Source organism: Streptomyces stoeckheimensis, assembly GCF_045822005.1.
In the GTDB taxonomy this organism is placed as follows: domain Bacteria; phylum Actinomycetota; class Actinomycetes; order Streptomycetales; family Streptomycetaceae; genus Streptomyces; species Streptomyces stoeckheimensis.
This window is the reverse complement of the sequence record NZ_CP169550.1, coordinates 2,590,802-2,608,808: the sequence shown is the minus strand read 5'-3', so window position 1 is coordinate 2,608,808 and position 18,007 is coordinate 2,590,802. Positions and strand designations below refer to the sequence as shown.

The following is an 18,007-nucleotide window of genomic DNA, read 5'->3' as shown; positions in this document are numbered from 1 at the left end:
TGCTCTGCCCGTACGGGCGCTGGTGCTTCCGGGCCTGCCGGATCCGGTCCTGCCTGCCCTTGGCCTGTCGGCACCCGGGCCCGTTCGGATCGGCCTACGGGTTCCAGGCTTGCCTTTCAGAGCGCCGGTCTGCCGGTTCCAGGCCCGCTGCTCAGCGGCCCGCACGTTGACGGTCCGTCGGCCGGTCGCTTCCACGGTCGTGCCGACTCCGCCCGATCTGGGTCGCTCACCACGGCGACTGGTTCCCGGACCGCCTGTCTGGCGGACTGCCGGGCCGTGGAGTTCCCGAGTGCCCGTCCGCGCAGATCACCCGGCCGGGACCCCCGAGTCGTATCCCTCGAACCGGTACCTCCCGAGTGCCCGCCCCGCGACCCCGGGTCCCCCGTGAGGATGAACCCCGCGACACCCCGGTTTCAGCCTGTCCGCACGGGCGGGGCTGCGCGGCATGCGCGACCCCCGGCCAGCCGGCCCCCAGGGCTCAGTCGATGCGTCGGGCCGGGCCCAGCAGGCCCGTTTCGGCGTCCGTCGGCTGGGTCATCACGAACTGGCGGTCCCGCTCGGTGCACCACAGCGTGACCCCGTCGCCCAGCGTCGGCAGGGACTCCACCGCCGCCGCGGGCAGCCGCATCAGGCGGCCGAGTTGCTCCGCCTCGTCCGGGGAGACCCGCTGGATGCCGACCAGGGAGGCGTTGCGCACCAGGCGGGGAGCCGCCGGGCTCAGGTACGGGAGCAGGGTCAGGACCGACTGCCAGGGCCCGGCCGCCACACGGCCCCGCGGCGGCCGCATGCCGCAGTCGCGGATCACCAGGACCGGACTGCCCGCCGACGCGCCCTGCGGCGGCACCCGGCCCACGTCGTGCAGGGTCACGCACTGCTGACCGCCGCCCGCGGCCTGCGCGAGCCCGGACCACACCTGGCCGCGCCCGGTCTCCACCGTCACCCGCGCCCCCGTGGCGGCCGCCCGCAGGGCCAGGACCTGCGCCGTCCACAGGCCGCCGATCAGCGTGACCTCGTACGGTGTCGGCCGGTTGACGCCGAGGACCGCCGGGCGGCCCCCCGAGTCCACGCCGATGACGACCCCGTCGTCCCCGATGGGCAGGGCGAGCGCGTCCAGCTCCGCCGCCTGGAGCACGTGCCGCTCCCGGCGCGGGCCGACCAGCCCGAAGCCGCCCCGCACCGATGTCCGGGCCCCCGGGCTCGGCGCCGGCACCGCGGCGGACGCCGCTGCGGAAGGCGCAGCCGAACCCCGCGCCGAACGCCTCGTAGAGCCAACGCCCCTCATCGCGCTCCTCCCAGCGGCAGCGACGCCAGCAGCCCCGGCACCTGCTCCCGGTCCAGCCGCACCAGTCCGGCCTTGACTCCCCGAGCCGTCTGTTCCAGTCCGCGCCGCGCCGCGACCAGTTCCTCGTCGCTGCGTCCGGTGACCCGTACGTGCCCGGTCAGCGTGACCTCGTGCCGAGCCGCCGGGGTCATCGTCAGGCTGAAGTTCGTCGCCAGCGCCGGCAGTGAGGTCAACAGCGCGACGAACTGCGGAAGTCCCGCCCCGCTCCCGCCCAACTGGGGCCAGCGGCTGATCCAGTACGTGGTGTGCCGCCGGTCGTCGCAGCGCCAGGTCCGCGGGGTCTCCTCGGTGCGCCGCCCCGTGGCCGCCGACCGCCCGGCCTGGGTGATCGCCATCGGGTTCGCGCAGGAGGACGTGGCCAGCGCGCCCGTCAGCTCCTGCTCCGTGAGCACCGTCGCGTGGAAACCGGCCCCCGCGAGCCTGCTCGCCAACTGGTCCGCGACCCGCACCAGACACCGCTGCGCACCCGGCAGCCCGCCGCCGCGCGCGGTGACGGCGTCGGGGCAGAGCTCCGGATCCAGTTTGAGCGCGATCCAGGTGAGGCGCACCGCCGGACTCCCGGTCAGGGCCTGGAGCGGGGCGTAGTTGCGCGTGGCCATCGACTGGGCCGGCAGGTGGGGCGCGGGCGCCGGCTGGGTGTGCTGCACGACCTGCGCGGACTCCAGCCGGATGCCGTCCACTTCGAGGACGCCCCGTACGAGGGCCAGCGGCAGCGGCCGCGCCGCCCGGTCGGGCCGCAGCGCGGTGGCGTCCATGTCGACCTGGACCACCGCGGTCAGGAAGGTGCCGTCGCCGACCATTCCGACGGGCCGCCGGTCACGCCCCCGCTCCCGCTCGCGTTCCCGCTCGCTGAACGTGAGCGTCCGCAACGCCGGTTCGGCCTCGACGAGCGGGGCCAGCCCCGGCTCCGTGCCGGCCGGCACCGCGGTGGCGGCGGCCCGGCGGCGCCGTGCGCGCAGCGCCAGCGCGCCGCCGATCCACTCGGGCAGCGAGCGCCGGTGCCTGCGGACGACGGCGAGCAGGACGAGGATCAGGGCGAGCACACCGGCCGGCGCCAGCAGCAGCGGCTCCACCACCCAGGCGGCCAACAGGGCCGCCGCGGCGACCTGGAGGAGCACGAGTTGTTGCAATCGGAACGGCCCGAAACGCCCCGGGCCGGACTTCGGATGCGGCGTCACTCCGGCGGGCGCGGGTGCGGGCGCCCCGGTCCGCGGCCTCACGGCAGTGGCCATCACTCGCGCACCTCACCTTTCCGGGGTTCGTACCCCTGAGCCCCGGCAGCACGCGCGACAGCCGGCCGCTCGCCCCCGGAATCTCCCCAATCCGCCCCAACACCCCTGTTTCCCCCGGCCCGGAAGGCGTGGGGCGGCTGCCTCACCCTACCCGGCCCCCACCCACCCTCCGTCAAGAGGCATAGTAGGTGGCCGGTCGGACAATAGAGGCCCGGAGACCGTACCCACCGACCGGGCCGTGCGGGGAGAATCAGGCGGCCATGGCCTCACGACGTGACGAGCTCAACGCGTACACCTTTGCGAAGCGACGCACGGTGGCCGCGTTCCTTCAGCCTTCCGCGAGCGGGTCGGAGGAGGGCGCTCCGCGACCGTTGCGCGCCGTTCTGCCCGGTGTGATCACCGCGGCGCTCGTCCTCGCCGCCTTCGGGGCCTGGGGGATGTTCAAGCCGACGGCTCCCAAGGGCTGGGACACTCCCGGTGACCACGTCATCGTCGGCAAGGATTCGACGACCCGCTACGTCGTCCTGACCACCAAGGTCGACGGCAAGGACCAGACCCGCCTGCACCCGGTGCTCAACCTCGCCTCCGCCCGGCTTCTGCTCGACCCGTCCAAGGCCAAGGTCGTCCAGGTCGAGGACAAGGTGCTGGACGCGGGCAAGCTCCCGCGCGGCCCCATCATCGGCATCCCGTACGCCCCCGACCGGCTGCCCGCCCCCGCGGAGGCGGGCAAGGCCAAGCGCTGGGCCGTCTGCCAGCAGCCCGGCGGCAACGGCAAGGGCGTGCAGACGGCCGCCTTCGTCCTGGCCGACCGCGAGGCGAAGCTGATGGACGACGGGCGCCGGCTCTCCGACTCCCAGGCCCTGTACGTCCAGAGCACCGGCACGGGCAGGGCCCGCTACCTCGTCGACGCGGCGGGCATGAAGTACAAGTTCCCCGAGGGCACCGCGGACGCGCGCACCATGACCAACGCCCTCGTCGGCGGCAGCTCCGTCCCGCAGCCGGTCACGGAGGAGTGGCTGGCCACCCTCGGCTCCGGCGACGACCTGGCTTTCCCCGAACTGCCGGGCGCCAAGGCCGGGACGGCCGCCGGGGTCAAGGGGCTGGCCAGCGCCGACGACAAGGTCGGCATGGTGCTGAAGGCCGTGACCGGTGCGGGTGCGCAGCACTACCTGGTGGTGCCCGGCAAGGTCGTCCCCGTCTCCGACTTCGTCGCCTGGCTGATGATCTCCTCGCCCGCGACCGACCGGCTGGACATGCACGGCAAGCCCCACGAGGTGGACCTCCAGTCCATCAACCCGGACCGCACGCCCTTCAAGGGCGACGCGAAGTGGCCGCTGAAGAAGACCGACCGGATCAACGAGGTCCGCGCCACCGGCGCCACCCCCGCGGACGGCGCCCGCGACACCGTCTGCAGCGTGCTGCGCTCGGTCGACGCCCAGGGCCGTCAGACGCTGAGCACCTGGGCCGGCACCGGATTCCCGGTCGACATCACCGCCACCGGCACGAGCGCCTACGTCACCCCGGGCACCGGCCTCCTCTACACCCAGACGCAGGGCCGCCAGACCACCGCGGGCGGGGCGCTCTTCCTGGTCACCGACACCGGCCTGCGGTACGCCGTCCAGGCCAACGGCGACAGCGACGCGGCCCAGCCCTCACCCGGACCGAGCGCGAGTTCCGGCCAGGGCGGGCCCGCCACCTCCGACGGCCGCCCCGCGCCGAGCCAGGCGCAGGCCCGGCTCGGATACGCGAACGTGGTCCCGGTGTCGGTGCCCATCGCCTGGTCGGAGTTCCTCTCCAAGGGGCCCCGACTCGACAGCAACTCCGCCCGCCAGCCCCAGGGTTCGTGATGCCGAGCACAGCGAAGCCCGCCCTCGCCGCCCTGCTGGCGGCGGCCGCCCTCACCCTGGGGGCCGCGCCGCAGCCCTCGTACGGGAGCGCCCGCGAGACCCCGTACCCCCTGCGCCTCGCGGGCGCCGGCGAGTGCACCTTCCCGATGAGGAAGCAGATAGAGGACCGGCCCTGGGCGCTCCAGCGCCTGCTGCTCGACGAGCTCTGGGCGGAGACCAAGGGCCGCTCCAAGGACGGCAAGAGCGTCCGCGTGGCCGTCATCGACACCGGCGTCGACCGGGTCAACCCGCAGCTCAGCGATGCCCTCGACATCGGGGCCGGCCGGGACTTCCTCGACGCCAAGGGGGACGGCACCGAGGACACCGTCGGGCACGGCACCAAGGTCGCCGGGCTGATCGCGGCCCGCCCGAAGCCCGGTACCGGCTTCGTCGGGCTCGCTCCCGAGGCCACGATCATCCCGATCCGGCAGAACGACGGGCAGGGCAACGGCAACGCCGAGACCCTGAGCGAGGCCATCACGCACGCGGTGGCCAAGGGTGCGCAGGTCATCAACATCTCGCAGGACACCGAGGTGCCGATGACCCAGGACTCCAAGCTCGGCCAGGCCATCAAGAAGGCCGTGGAGGCCAACGTGGTCGTCGTCGCCTCGGCGGGCAACGACGGCCTGACCGGGAAGAAGCGCCCCACCTACCCGGCGGCCTTCCCGGGAGTCCTGGCCGTGGGCTCCTCGGACCGCAACAACGAGCGCGCCGCCTTCTCCCAGCCCGGCTCCTTCGTCGGCATCGCGGCGCCCGGGGTCGACATGGTCTCCACCGTCCCCGGTTTCGGCCAGTGCGTGGACAACGGCACCAGCTTCTCCGCTCCCTACGTGGCAGGGGTCGCCGCCCTGCTGCGCGCCAAGCACCCGCAGTGGACGGCGCAGGAAGTGGTCTGGCAGCTCCAGAACACCGCGGAGCGCTCCGTCAACGGCCACGACGACTACGTGGGCTGGGGCGTGGTCGACCCGGTCCGCGCGCTCACCCAGTCCGCCGCGGGGGCGGAGCCCCCCAAGGCGCCCGTACCGGACCCCGGACCGCCCCGCGCGGCGGCCCCGGAACCGGCCGCGATGCCCACGAGCGAGACGGCGCGCGAACGCGACGAGCGGCTCGGCACGTACGCGCTGGGGATCGGCGGCGTGCTCATCGCCGTGATCGCCGGTACCGCCACGGTGGTCCGGGACGCCCGGAACCGACGGCGCCGTTTGCTGTGAACGGTGTCACGGTTCATCAACAGATCCCAAAGGGCTGTGTTGGGTAAGGCCGATCAACTGACTACAGTGATCGGAGGCTTCACGACTGTGATCGGGGATGGTGTGTGAAGCGGAGGGGATCCGGGGGCGCGTGGCTGAAAACCGCCTCCTCGAAGCACCGCTCCGCCGCGCGATCCGCCGGTTCTGTCTGGCGAATTGAGAGATGAGGAGCTTCGGATGACCAACAATTTCGGACTCGCTGATGACCCGGTAAAGCAGGCACTGAACAAGATTTCGGAGACCGCCGACAGCGTCACCCGGCAGTCCCGGGAGCTGGCGGACATCCTCGCCACCGTCAGTGCGGGCTGGACCGGTGTGGGTGCGTCGGGGTTCACCTCCGCGCAGACCGTCGTCAACGAGGACCACGACGAGATCCGCCGGCTGCTCGGCGTCCTGCACAACGCGGTCGGGCAGACCAAGAACCTGAGCAACGCGCAGGACGACGACGTGGTCTCGGCGTTCCAGACGGTCAAGGCGTCCAGCGGCGGCGGCAACACCTCCGCGCTGAACGGGATCTGACCCACTTCCTCACCCACCTGCCCCGCCCCGTGCGAAGGAGAAGAGCATGACCGCGAACGACGGGCACACCAAGGTCCAGTACGAGAGCGTCCAGGTGATGGCGGACCGCATCCGCATCGTCTCGGACAACATCAAGAAGGACCTCGACGAGATGGGTGCGGCCCTGACGGTCGTCACCGACACCTGGGACGGCGAGGCGCACGCCCAGTACGTCGAGCTGCAGCGCAAGTACAACGCCAAGGCCGACCACATGCGCGCCCAGCTGCGCCTGGTCGCGGACCTGATCGAGCGCGGCAAGAACGACTACCGCGCCACCGACGTGAAGGCCTCGCGCCTGTTCACCGAGGCCTACTAGGCCCTCGGCACCGCGGAGCGCCGCCGGGAACGGCCCAGCGCCGCCGCGGTGACCCGGAGGAGCACGAGGAGAAGGGGCGCGCCCGCACCGGGCGCGCCCCTTCCTCCGTCTCGGGGCGCCCTACGGCTCCCGGGGCGGCTCCCGGTCGAGATCGAACTCCCCGTCCCTGGCCCCGAGTACGAACGCCTCCCACTCGGCCGCGGTGTAGCGCAGCACCGTGTCCCGGTCCAGCGAGGACCGCATCGCCACCGCGCCCTCGGGCAGCCGGGCGATCTCGACCCGCTCCTCGTCGGGAGAGGTACCGGGCGGGCCCTCCCACTCGACGCCGCTGATGTCGAGCCCGTACAGCTCGTCCTTCTCCTGCTGAGTGCCCATGCGCGGCCTCTCCTTCGGTGGTGCGATCCTGCCGATTATCGACGCTGACCAGCCGCGCGCGGGGGAGCTTTGCAGAACCCTCCCGGGCCCCTGGCCCCCGCGCACCGCCCTACATCCCCGGCATCCGCCCGATCTGGATCAGCGAGGTCCCGCGCTTGCGCGAGGCGAAGGAGGCCCGGCCCGCAGGCATGGGACGCGGCCGCACGTTGCCGACCAGATCCCCCTCGGACGGATCGCCGGACAGCACCACGCCCTGCGCGCCCAGCTCCTTGATCCGCTGCATGAACGGCTCGTACAGCGCCCGCGAGGCACCCGCCGAACTGCGCGCGATGATGAAGCGGACCCCCGTGTCGCGCGCGAACGGCAGGAACTCCACCAGCTGCGCCAGCGGATTGCCCTGGCTCGTGGCCACCAGGTCGAAATCGTCGATGATGATGAACACGTCGGGGCCCGTCCACCAGCTGCGGTCGCGCAACTGCTGCGGAGTGACGTCCTGCGGGGGCTGCCGGCGGGCGAACACCCCGGCCAGCGCCTCCATGTGCATCTGCAGGGAGCTCGCCATCGGCGCGTACTCCAGCAGGTGCTCCTCCGGCAGCGCACCGAGCAGGCTGCGCCGGTAGTCGCCGACCACCAGCCGCGCCCGGTCCGGGCCGTAGCGCTCCGAGATCCGCTGCGCGATGAGCCGCAGCAGGTTCGTCTTGCCCGACTCGCTCTCGCCGAACACGAGGAGGAAGGGGTCGGTCTCGAAGTCGACGAACACCGGCTCCAGCTCGGTCTCGTCGATGCCGATCGCGATCCCGCGCTCCGGGTACTCCCCGCCCTTGGGGAGCTGGTCCGCGTGGAGCAGCCGCGGCAGCAGCCGTACGCCGGGGGCCGCCTGGCCCGTCCAGTTCTGCTTCACGGCGTCCACGAAGGCGGCCGTCGCCTCCGACAGGTCATCCGCAGCGTGCGAGCCGTCGACCCGCGGCAGCGCGCCCAGGAAGTGCAGCTTCTCCGCGACCTGGCCGCGGCCCGGCATCCCCGTCGGGACGTTCGCCGCCACCTTGCGGTCGAACTCGGAGTCCATGACATCGCCGAGGCGCAGCTCCAGCCGGCTGAGGATCTGGTCCTTCAGCGCGGCCCGGACCTCCATGTACCGGGCGACCGTGATCACCACGTGGATGCCGTATCCCAGGCCGCGGGACGCGATGTCCGTGACGACCTGCTCCAGGGCCTCGTACTCGCCCCGGAAGCCGCCCCAGCCGTCGATGACCAGGAACACGTCGCCCCAGGCCTCCCCGGGCAGCTCGCCCACGGCCCGCCGGCGCCGGTAGGTGCCGATCGAGTCGATGCCGTTCGCGCGGAAGAACTCCTCGCGCCGGCGCAGCACCCCGGCCACCTCCGCGACCGTACGCCGCACCCGCTCCGGGTCCAGCCGGGACGCGATCCCGCCCACGTGCGGCAGTTCGGCCAGCGAGGACAGACCGCCGCCGCCGAAGTCCAGCCCGTAGAACTGCACCTCGCGCGGGGTGTGCGTCAGCGCGAACGAGGAGATCAGCGTCCGCATCAGCGTGGATTTGCCCGACTGCGGACCGCCGACCACCATCATGTGGCCCGCCGCACCCGAGAAGTCCCGGTACAGCACCTCGCGCCGCTGCTCGAACGGCTTGTCGATGAGCCCGAGCGGTACGACCAGACCGCCCGGCCGCGTGTACCCCTCCGCGTGCAGCCCGCGCTCCGCCGACGGCGCCAGCGCCGGCAGCAACTGGTCCAGCGGCGGAGCCTGGTCCAGCGGCGGCAGCCACACCTGGTGCGCCGGCACCCCCTGCCCCTCCAGCCGTCCCACGATCACGTCCAGCACCGTGTCCGCCAGCGCGTCGTCGCCCTGCCCGGCCCGCTCGGCCTCCGCCGCCCGCGCCGACAGGTACGCCGGGTCCGGAGCCGCGTACACCACGGGCACCGGCGCCGCCGTGAACAGCACGGGCCGCCGCTCCACCGGGAACAGCCCCACCGAGAGGTCGGGCCCGCCCGAGCGGTAGGTGCCCGAGACGTACGCGGCCTTGAAGCGCGTCATCTCGTCCGTACCGAACTTCAGGTAGCCCGAACCGGGCACCGACGGCAGGTGGTAGGCGTCCGGCACGCCGATCGCGGTCCGCGACTCCGCCGCCGAGAAGGTCCGCAGACCGATCCGGTACGACAGGTACGTGTCCAGCCCGCGCAGCTTGCCCTCCTCCAGCCGCTGCGAGGCCAGCAGCAGGTGTACGCCCAGCGACCGGCCGATGCGGCCGATCTGGATGAACATGTCGATGAAGTCCGGCTTCGCGGTCAGCAGCTCGGAGAACTCGTCGATGACCAGCACCAGCGAGGCCAGCGGCTCCAGCGGAGCACCCGCCGCGCGGGCCTTCTCGTAGTCGTGGACGTTCGCGTAATTGCCCGCCGAGCGCAGCAGCTCCTGGCGGCGCTGCAGTTCGCCCCGGATCGAGTCGCCCATGCGGTCCACGAGCGTGAGGTCGTCCGCCAGGTTGGTGATGACCGCCGCGACGTGCGGCATCTGCCCCATCCCGGTGAAGGTCGCACCGCCCTTGAAGTCGGCGAGCACGAAGTTCAGCGTCTCCGAGGTGTGCGTGACCGCCAGCCCCAGCACCAGCGTGCGCAGCAGCTCCGACTTGCCCGAACCGGTCGCGCCCACGCACAGCCCGTGCGGGCCCATGCCCTCCTGCGCGGCCTCCTTCAGGTCCAGCATCACGGGGGAGCCGTCCTCGCCCACCCCGATCGGCACCCGCAGCCGCTCGCCGGCCGAGCGCGGCCGCCAGGTCCGGGCCACGTCCACCGCGGCCGCGTCGCCCAGGTTCAGCAGGTCGGTGAAGTCGAGATTGGCCAGCAGCGGCTCGTCCTCGTCCCCGCCGCCCGTCCGCAGCGGCGCCAGCTGCCGGGCCAGCGCCTCGGCCGCCGTCAGCGACAGGGTGTCCGGCAGACCCTCGTAGGCGAAGCCCGCACCGGACTCCAGCCGCAGCCGTCCCGGCCGCACCACGACCGACAGCCCGCCGCGCGCCTCGTCCAGCTCGCCCGCCACCACCTCGACGACGGTGACCCCCTGCAGACCCTCGGCCGCCGCGAACACCGAGTCCTGCGGCACCAGACCCCCGCGGGAACCCGAGTCCAGTACGAGGACCACGTGCGGCTGGTCCAGCACCGGGGAGCCCTCCCGGCTGAACCGGGGCCGCCCCTCCAGCCGGGAACCGAGCAGCCCCTCCAGCTCGGCGAGGTCGTCGCCGAACAGCCGCTTCGTGCCCGCCCCGTCGATCTGACCCGGGAGCTGGGTGTGCGGCAGCCACTTCACCCAGTCCCACTCCGCCACCGCGCCGGGTGCGGCCACCACGGCCACCATCAGGTCCTCGGGGGAGTGCAGCGTCGCCAGTTGCGCCACCAGCGCCCGCGCGGTGCCCCGCGCCGACTCCGGCTCCCCGGACACCGTCACGTGGTAGAACGCCCGCAGCGACACCGCCATCGGCAGCCCGTCCAGCGAGGAGTGCACCCTCAGGAACTGCTGCATGGCACCCGCCGTCAGCGGCTCCAGTTCGTCCACCGGCGCCGTCTCCGGAGCCACCAGCGGGGTCGCCAGGCGCTGCGCGCCCAGCCCCAGCCGGGCCTGCCCGAAGTCCGCGTCGCCGACCCGCCGCTCCCACAAGCGCGAGCCCTCGGCCACCACCGACCACAACTGCTCCGGAGCAGGGTGCAGATACAGCTGCGCGTCACGCTGGGCCCGCGCGGTCCTCCGTACCTGACGGCGGGTTTGCGCCAGGTACTTGAGGTAGTCCCGCCGGATATCCGCCATTTGCCCTTGCGTACCGCGCCGGTGGCGCACCAGCTGGGCCACGAGCATGCCCACCGTCGACACCATCATCAGCACGCCCATGATGCGCATGAACGGCGCGGCACCCGGCATGAAGAAGAACACGGCGGACGAGCCCATCCCGAGCATCGGGAGGAGCTGCATCAGCACGCCCTCCTGCTGCCCCCGGGGAAGTTCCGGCGGTGCCTCGAGCCTCAGTTCGTCCGAAGGCACTTCGGGCGGCAGCGACCGGGGCGGACGTTTGACGACGATCTGGCTCACCGGAGCATCAATCCCTCGAAAACAGACGGGACGTCGCAACCGGCGCCCTCAAGTCCCGGGCGCGAAGGGGGTCTCCTCCGCAGAGAGGTGATCCTACTTGCCGACAGTCACCCGGCCTCCCGGTAGGGTGGCGCGCGCGGCATGCGCATCCGCGAATCGGCTGCGCACCGGCGGGCGGACCACCGTCACCGGCGCACCCGCACGCACACCAACGCACACACCCACCGGGGGGCATCAGGTGAACACCGCCGAGGCGACCGGCTTCCGCAGGGTCACCGTCGTGGCTCCCGACAGCCGCATAGACGTCGCCCTCCCCGAGGACATCGCCGTCGCCGACATCTACCCCGAGCTGCTGCGCCTCACCGGCCAGACCCAGCCCGTCGGCGCACCCACCGGCTTCCACCTGGTCCTGCGCTCCGGCACCGTCCTCGACGGCGCCCGCACCCTCGCGGCCCAGCAGGTCCTCGACGGCGAAGTGCTGAGCCTGCGCCCCTTCGCGGAATCCCTGCCCCCCGCCGTCTTCGACGACGTCTCCGACGCCGTCGCCGCCGCCGTGGTGCGCGACCGCCACCGCTGGAGCGACGACATGCTGCGCGGCGCGGGCCTGACCGGCGCGGCCGTCCTCTTCGTCCTCCTCGGCTTCGTCCTCTGGTACGCCGACCCCGTCCTGCACGACATGCACGGACTGCCCGGCATCATCGCCGGCTCCGTCGGCGTGCTCCTCACCGCCGCCGCGGGCGTCCGCGCCCGGGTCTACCGCGACCGCGGCTCCGCCGTCGCCCTCGGGCTCGCCGCCGTACCGCACCTGCTGCTCGCCGGCGCCGGCATCATCGCCCCCGCCGCGGGCCAGGGCCCCGGCCGGCTCCAGTTCCTCCTCGGCTGCGTCTGCGTGCTCGTCGCCTCCGTCGCCCTCGTCGCGCTCACCCCCGACGGCGACGCCCCCTTCGTCGCGACGACCTTCCTCGCCGCCACCGGGACCCTGGCCACGTTCGCCGCCATCGCCGCCGACGCCGGCGCGACCTCCGCCGCGGCCGTCTGCGCCCCCGCGGCCATCGGCCTCGTCGCCTTCCTCCCCGGCTTCTCCGCCCGCTTCGCCCGCCTCCCCATCGGCTACGCCGCCCCGCAGAGCGCGACCGCCGAGTACGAGGCTCCGGACCGCTACGAGAGCGAGCCGTACGGTGAGCGCTCCGCCGCCGACGGGCACGACTCCGGAGCCCCCCTCGACGCCGAGGCCATCGCCGCCCAGGCCCGCCGCGGCCACGAGATGCTCCTCGGCCTCGTCGGCGGCTGCGCCGCCGTCGCCGTCGGCTCGGCCGCCGTCCTCGGCTTCTCGGACAACACCTGGGCCCGGCTCCTGGCCCTGGCGACGGGCCTCGCCATGCTGCTGCGCGCGCGCCTCTTCCGCTACACCTCGCAGGTCGCCTGCACCCTCGTGGCCGGCTTCGCCGCCCTGGGCCTGCTCGTCCTGGGCCTCGCCATGCACCCGCCGGCCGCCCTGCTCCGGGAGCTCGCCCTGTACGGGGACCACAGCGGCCTGGAGATCCGTACGCTCTGGCTCTCCGCCGCCGTCGCCGCCGGTGCGGCCCTCTTCGCCGGAATTGCATTGGTCATTCCCCGCAAGGGTCTGTCACCCTTCTGGGGGCGGCTGCTCGACCTCACCGAGGCGGCGGTCCTCCTCAGCCTGGTCCCGCTGGCCCTGGCCGTGCTCGACGTCTACGCCCGGGCCCGCGCTCTCACCAGCTGAGACGAGGGGCTGCGGCAGCCTGGTACGCTGTGTGACGGCCGTTTGTGTACGCGCCCCCGGAATCATCTGGAGGCTGCGCTCAGCGGACCCCGCCTCCCGAGTTACGGAAGATCCCCAGAGAATTCGACCTGGGGCACTCGGTGGCTACGAAGACCTATTACGAGGAGTACGCGTGCCGCTCGACGCCGCAGTCAAGAAGCAGATCATCGCAGAGTTTGGTGCCAAGGAGGGCGACACCGGCTCCCCCGAGGTCCAGGTCGCGATGCTGTCCCGCCGCATCTCGGACCTGACCGAGCACCTGAAGTCGCACAAGCACGACCACCACTCCCGTCGTGGTCTGCTGATCCTGGTCGGCCAGCGTCGCCGCCTGCTGCAGTACCTGGCCAAGAAGGACATCCAGCGCTTCCGTACGCTGGTCGAGCGCCTCGGCATCCGCCGCGGTGCGGCCGGCGCCAAGTAAAGACGCTGTGAAGGGAGCGGTTCCCACATTGAGTGGGCCGCTCCCTTTGCTGTACGTGCGCGACGTACCGGACGCTTTGTAGTCTGGAGGCGTCCACGTCGTAAGACGCGCACAACCGAAGAGGAGGAGCGCCCTCCCTACGCCGCCGGTCCTCGGTAGTGGCATCCGGAAAGCCCGCACGCGGCTTCGCCCGGCTGCTTCGATCGAAGACCGGCCCGCACCCAAGGCGCGCTTCTCCGCAACCGTCCACCACCACACGGGTGGCGGACGGAGACGACGAAAATGGAGAAAACGCTAGTGGAGAACGAGACCCACTACGCCGAGGCCGTCATTGACAACGGTTCCTTCGGCACCCGCACCATCCGCTTCGAGACGGGCCGTCTGGCCCGCCAGGCCGCCGGCTCCGCCGTTGCCTACCTGGACGACGACACGATGGTGCTTTCCGCCACCACCGCGTCGAAGAAGCCCAAGGACCAGCTCGACTTCTTCCCCCTGACGGTGGACGTCGAGGAGCGGCAGTACGCGGCCGGCAAGATCCCCGGCTCCTTCTTCCGCCGCGAGGGTCGCCCCTCCGAGGACGCGATCCTCACCTGTCGCCTGATCGACCGCCCGCTGCGCCCGTCCTTCAAGAAGGGCCTGCGCAACGAGATCCAGGTCGTCGCGACGATCATGGCGCTCAACCCCGACCACCTGTACGACGTCGTGGCGATCAACGCCGCCTCCGCGTCCACCCAGCTGGCCGGCCTGCCCTTCTCCGGCCCGATCGGCGGCGTCCGCGTCGCGCTGATCCGCGGTCAGTGGGTCGCCTTCCCGACGCACACCGAGCTCGAGGACGCCGTCTTCGACATGGTCGTCGCGGGCCGCGTGCTCGAGGACGGCGACGTCGCGATCATGATGGTCGAGGCCGAGGCCACCGAGAAGACCATCGCCCTGGTCAAGGGCGGCGCCGAGGCGCCGACCGAGGAGGTCGTGGCCGCCGGCCTCGACGCCTCGAAGCCCTTCATCAAGGTCCTCTGCAAGGCCCAGGCCGACCTGGCCGCCAAGGCCGCCAAGCCCGAGGGCGAGTTCCCGGTCTTCCTGGACTACCAGGACGACGTCTACGAGGCCCTCTCGGCCGCGGTGAAGGGCGAGCTCTCCCAGGCGCTGACCATCGCGGGCAAGCAGGACCGCGAGACCGAGCTGGACCGCGTCAAGGAGATCGCCGCCGAGAAGCTCCTCCCGGCCTTCGAAGGCCGCGAGAAGGAGATCTCCGCCGCGTACCGCAGCCTCACCAAGGCTCTGGTCCGCGAGCGCGTCATCAAGGACAAGGTCCGCATCGACGGCCGCGGGATCACGGACATCCGTACCCTCGCCGCCGAGGTCGAGGCCATCCCGCGCGTGCACGGCTCGGCGCTGTTCGAGCGTGGCGAGACCCAGATCCTGGGCGTCACCACCCTCAACATGCTCCGCATGGAGCAGCAGCTGGACACCCTCTCCCCGGTGACCCGCAAGCGCTACATGCACAACTACAACTTCCCGCCGTACTCGGTCGGCGAGACCGGCCGTGTCGGTTCGCCGAAGCGCCGTGAGATCGGCCACGGCGCGCTCGCCGAGCGCGCGATCGTGCCGGTCCTGCCGACGCGCGAGGAGTTCCCCTACGCGATCCGCCAGGTGTCCGAGGCTCTCGGCTCCAACGGCTCGACGTCCATGGGCTCGGTCTGCGCCTCCACCATGTCGCTGCTGAACGCCGGTGTGCCCCTCAAGGCCCCCGTCGCCGGTATCGCCATGGGCCTGATCTCGCAGGAGATCGACGGCAAGACCCACTACGTCGCCCTCACCGACATCCTCGGTGCGGAGGACGCCTTCGGCGACATGGACTTCAAGGTCGCCGGCACCAAGGAGTTCGTCACCGCGCTCCAGCTGGACACCAAGCTCGACGGCATCCCGGCCTCGGTTCTGGCCGCCGCCCTCAAGCAGGCCCGCGACGCCCGCCTCCACATCCTCGACGTGATGATGGAAGCGATCGACACGCCGGACGCCATGTCCCCGTTCGCCCCCCGGATCATCACCGTCAAGATCCCGGTGGACAAGATCGGTGAGGTCATCGGCCCCAAGGGCAAGATGATCAACCAGATCCAGGAGGACACCGGCGCCGAGATCACGATCGAGGACGACGGCACCATCTACATCGGTGCCGCCGACGGCCCGGCCGCCGAGGCCGCGCGCGCCACGATCAACCAGATCGCCAACCCGACCATGCCGGAGGTCGGCGAGCGTTACCTGGGTACGGTCGTCAAGACCACCACCTTCGGTGCCTTCGTCTCCCTCATGCCCGGCAAGGACGGCCTGCTGCACATCTCGCAGATCCGCAAGCTCGCCGGTGGCAAGCGCGTGGAGAACGTCGAGGACGTGCTCGCGGTCGGCACCAAGGTCCAGGTCGAGATCGCGGAGATCGACTCCCGCGGCAAGCTCTCGCTGGTCCCCGTCATCGACGGCGAGGCAGCCGGTGATGCCTCCGATGACGCAGGCAAGGACGACTCCGACAAGTGACGTCGCGTAGTTCCCGTGTGACGGCCCGCCCCTCTTCGGAGGGGCGGGCCGTCGCCCGTACCCAAACACTGCTCAAGGGCGCAGGCGGCATCGGCACCGTCCGCCGCACGGTCCTCCCCGGCGGCCTGCGCGTCGTCACCGAGACCCTGCCGTCCGTCCGCTCCGCCACCTTCGGGATCTGGGCGCACGTCGGCTCCCGGGACGAGACGCCCACGCTCAACGGCGCCACGCACTACCTGGAGCACCTCCTCTTCAAGGGCACCGAGAAGCGCAGTGCCCTCGACATCTCCTCCGCGATCGACGCGGTCGGCGGCGAGATGAACGCCTTCACGGCGAAGGAGTACACCTGCTACTACGCGCGGGTGCTCGACACCGACCTGCCGCTGGCCATCGACGTCGTGTGCGACATGCTCACCGGCTCGCTGATCCTCGAATCCGATGTCGACGCCGAGCGCGGAGTCATCCTCGAAGAGATCGCGATGACCGAGGACGACCCGGGCGACATGGTCCACGACCTGTTCGCCCAGACGATGTACGGGGACACCCCGCTCGGGCGCCCCGTCCTCGGCACCGTCGACACGATCAACGCGCTCACCGCCGACCGGATCCGCCGCTTCTACAAGAAGCACTACGACCCCACCCACCTGGTCGTGGCGGCCGCGGGCAACGTCGACCACAACAAGGTCGTACGCCAGGTCCGCGCGGCCTTCGAGAAGGCCGGTGCCCTGACCCGCACCGACGCCGAACCGGTCGGTCCCCGCTCGGGCACCAAGCGGATCCGCACCTCCGGCCGCGTCGAGCTGGTCAACCGCAAGACCGAGCAGGCCCACGTGGTCCTCGGCATGCCGGCCCTGGCCCGCACCGACGAGCGCCGCTGGGCGCTGGGCGTACTGAACACCGCGCTCGGCGGCGGCATGTCCTCCCGCCTCTTCCAGGAGGTCCGGGAGAAGCGCGGCCTCGCCTACAGCGTGTACTCGTACACCTCGGGCTTCGCCGACACCGGCCTCTTCGGCGTCTACGCCGGCTGCCGCCCCAACCAGGTCCACGACGTACTGCGGATCTGCCGGGACGAGCTGGACAAGGTCGCCGCCGACGGGCTCACCGACGAGGAGATCCGGCGGGCCGTCGGCCAGCTGTCCGGCTCCACCGTCCTCGGCCTGGAGGACACCGGCGCGATCATGAACCGCATCGGCAAGAGCGAGCTGTGCTGGGGCGACCAGATGTCGGTCGACGACCTGCTGGCCCGGATCGCGGCCGTCACCCCGGACGAAGTGCGCTCGGTCGCGCAGGACGTCCTGGCCCAGCGGCCCTCGCTCGCGGTGATCGGCCCGCTGAAGGAGAAGCAGGCGGCCCGTCTGGACGAGGCCGTCGCCTAGCCGGGCGAACCCTCAGGAGCACGTTGCCCGGGCCCCGGGACAGGGCCCGGGTCCGTACGCACTTTAAGGAATGACATGAGCAAGCTGCGCGTGGCAGTTCTCGGCGCCCAGGGCCGCATCGGCTCCGAGGCGGTCAAGGCCGTCGAGGCCGCCGAGGACATGGAACTGGTGGCCGCCCTCGGCCGCGGAGACAAGCTGGAGACGCTGGCCGAGGCCGGCGCCCAGGTCGCGGTCGAGCTGACCACCCCCGCCTCGGTGATGGAGAACCTGGAGTTCCTCGTCCGCCACGGCATCCACGGAGTGGTCGGCACCACCGGCTGGACCGAGGACCGCCTCGCCCGGCTGAACACCTGGCTCGCCGCTTCCCCGGCGACCGGTGTGCTCATCGCGCCGAACTTCTCCATCGGCGCCGTCCTCACGATGAAGTTCGCCGCTCAGGCGGCCCGGTACTTCGAGTCCGTCGAGGTCGTCGAGCTGCACCACCCGAACAAGGTCGACGCCCCCTCCGGCACAGCGACCCGTACGGCGCAGCTCATCGCGGCCGCCCGCGCCGAGGCCGGCCTCGGCGCGCAGCCCGACGCCACCGCCACCGCCCTCGACGGCGCGCGCGGCGCGGACGTCGACGGGGTCCCGGTGCACGCGATCCGCCTCCGCGGGCTGCTGGCCCACCAGGAGGTGCTCCTCGGCGGCGAGGGCGAGACCCTGACCATCCGTCACGACTCCCTGCACCACAGCAGCTTCATGCCGGGCATCCTGCTCGGCGCACGCCGCGTGACGCAGACCCCGGGCCTCACCTTCGGCCTGGAAAACTTCCTCGAACTCGGCTGACGAGCAGGCGGCTGCACC

General features: G+C 72.1%; 13 protein-coding genes. 9 read left to right on the top strand and 4 right to left on the bottom strand.

Going from position 1 to position 18,007, the window contains the following annotated elements; all coding sequences use genetic code 11:
- Positions 1–478 precede the first annotated feature (478 nt).
- Positions 479–1,282: a hypothetical protein gene (locus tag ACE1OC_RS11700; RefSeq protein WP_407836977.1), complete on the bottom strand. Its 804-nt coding sequence runs from the start codon at positions 1,280–1,282 to the stop codon at positions 479–481.
- Positions 1,279–2,574, bottom strand: coding sequence for a type VII secretion protein EccE (gene eccE, locus ACE1OC_RS11695; protein ID WP_407836976.1), 1,296 nt, complete (start codon positions 2,572–2,574; stop codon positions 1,279–1,281). Before eccE ends, ACE1OC_RS11700 begins: the two co-directional genes overlap by 4 nt.
- Before the next feature lie 260 nt (positions 2,575–2,834).
- Here eccE and eccB point away from each other — a divergent pair, with 260 nt between their 5' ends.
- The 4 genes from eccB to ACE1OC_RS11675 all read left to right on the top strand — a co-directional run bounded on the left by eccB (position 2,835) and on the right by ACE1OC_RS11675 (position 6,584).
- Entirely contained in the window at positions 2,835–4,421 is a 1,587-nt protein-coding gene (gene eccB / locus ACE1OC_RS11690) for a type VII secretion protein EccB (RefSeq protein WP_407836975.1), read from the top strand.
- The gene (gene mycP, locus ACE1OC_RS11685) at positions 4,421–5,671 is read left to right on the top strand and encodes a type VII secretion-associated serine protease mycosin (RefSeq protein ID WP_407836974.1); all 1,251 of its coding nucleotides are present in this window, start codon (positions 4,421–4,423) and stop codon (positions 5,669–5,671) included. The genes eccB and mycP overlap by 1 nt, the downstream gene beginning before the upstream one ends.
- A 216-nt stretch (positions 5,672–5,887) precedes the next feature.
- Complete coding sequence (locus ACE1OC_RS11680; protein ID WP_250749227.1) at positions 5,888–6,229, top strand: WXG100 family type VII secretion target; 342 nt, start codon at positions 5,888–5,890, stop codon at positions 6,227–6,229.
- 46 nt (positions 6,230–6,275) lie between these two features.
- A complete protein-coding gene (locus tag ACE1OC_RS11675; RefSeq protein ID WP_407836973.1) occupies positions 6,276–6,584 on the top strand; it encodes a WXG100 family type VII secretion target in 309 nt (102 codons plus the stop codon).
- 120 nt (positions 6,585–6,704) lie between these two features.
- Here the strand turns inward: ACE1OC_RS11675 and ACE1OC_RS11670 are convergent, their stop codons facing one another.
- Positions 6,705–6,959 carry a DUF397 domain-containing protein gene (locus tag ACE1OC_RS11670; protein WP_407836972.1) on the bottom strand — a complete coding sequence of 85 codons (255 nt, stop codon included), beginning with the start codon at positions 6,957–6,959 and terminating at the stop codon, positions 6,705–6,707.
- 109 nt (positions 6,960–7,068) lie between these two features.
- Positions 7,069–11,052, bottom strand: coding sequence for a type VII secretion protein EccCa (gene eccCa, locus ACE1OC_RS11665; RefSeq protein WP_407836971.1), 3,984 nt, complete (start codon positions 11,050–11,052; stop codon positions 7,069–7,071).
- 238 nt (positions 11,053–11,290) lie between these two features.
- On the opposite strand from eccCa, the gene eccD reads away from it, so the two are divergent.
- The 5 genes from eccD to dapB all read left to right on the top strand — a co-directional run bounded on the left by eccD (position 11,291) and on the right by dapB (position 17,989).
- Complete coding sequence (eccD, locus tag ACE1OC_RS11660) at positions 11,291–12,796, top strand: type VII secretion integral membrane protein EccD (protein ID WP_407836970.1); 1,506 nt, start codon at positions 11,291–11,293, stop codon at positions 12,794–12,796.
- Positions 12,797–12,968: 172 nt separating this feature from the next.
- A complete protein-coding gene (rpsO, locus tag ACE1OC_RS11655) occupies positions 12,969–13,256 on the top strand; it encodes a 30S ribosomal protein S15 (RefSeq protein WP_254385843.1) in 288 nt (95 codons plus the stop codon).
- A 297-nt stretch (positions 13,257–13,553) separates the two neighbouring features.
- Positions 13,554–15,785: a polyribonucleotide nucleotidyltransferase gene (locus ACE1OC_RS11650; RefSeq protein ID WP_407841537.1), complete on the top strand. Its 2,232-nt coding sequence runs from the start codon at positions 13,554–13,556 to the stop codon at positions 15,783–15,785.
- The gene (locus ACE1OC_RS11645) at positions 15,782–17,161 is read left to right on the top strand and encodes a M16 family metallopeptidase (RefSeq protein WP_250749209.1); all 1,380 of its coding nucleotides are present in this window, start codon (positions 15,782–15,784) and stop codon (positions 17,159–17,161) included. The genes ACE1OC_RS11650 and ACE1OC_RS11645 overlap by 4 nt, the downstream gene beginning before the upstream one ends.
- Before the next feature lie 75 nt (positions 17,162–17,236).
- The gene (gene dapB / locus ACE1OC_RS11640; protein WP_250749206.1) at positions 17,237–17,989 is read left to right on the top strand and encodes a 4-hydroxy-tetrahydrodipicolinate reductase; all 753 of its coding nucleotides are present in this window, start codon (positions 17,237–17,239) and stop codon (positions 17,987–17,989) included.
- The last annotated feature ends 18 nt before the right edge of the window (positions 17,990–18,007 follow it).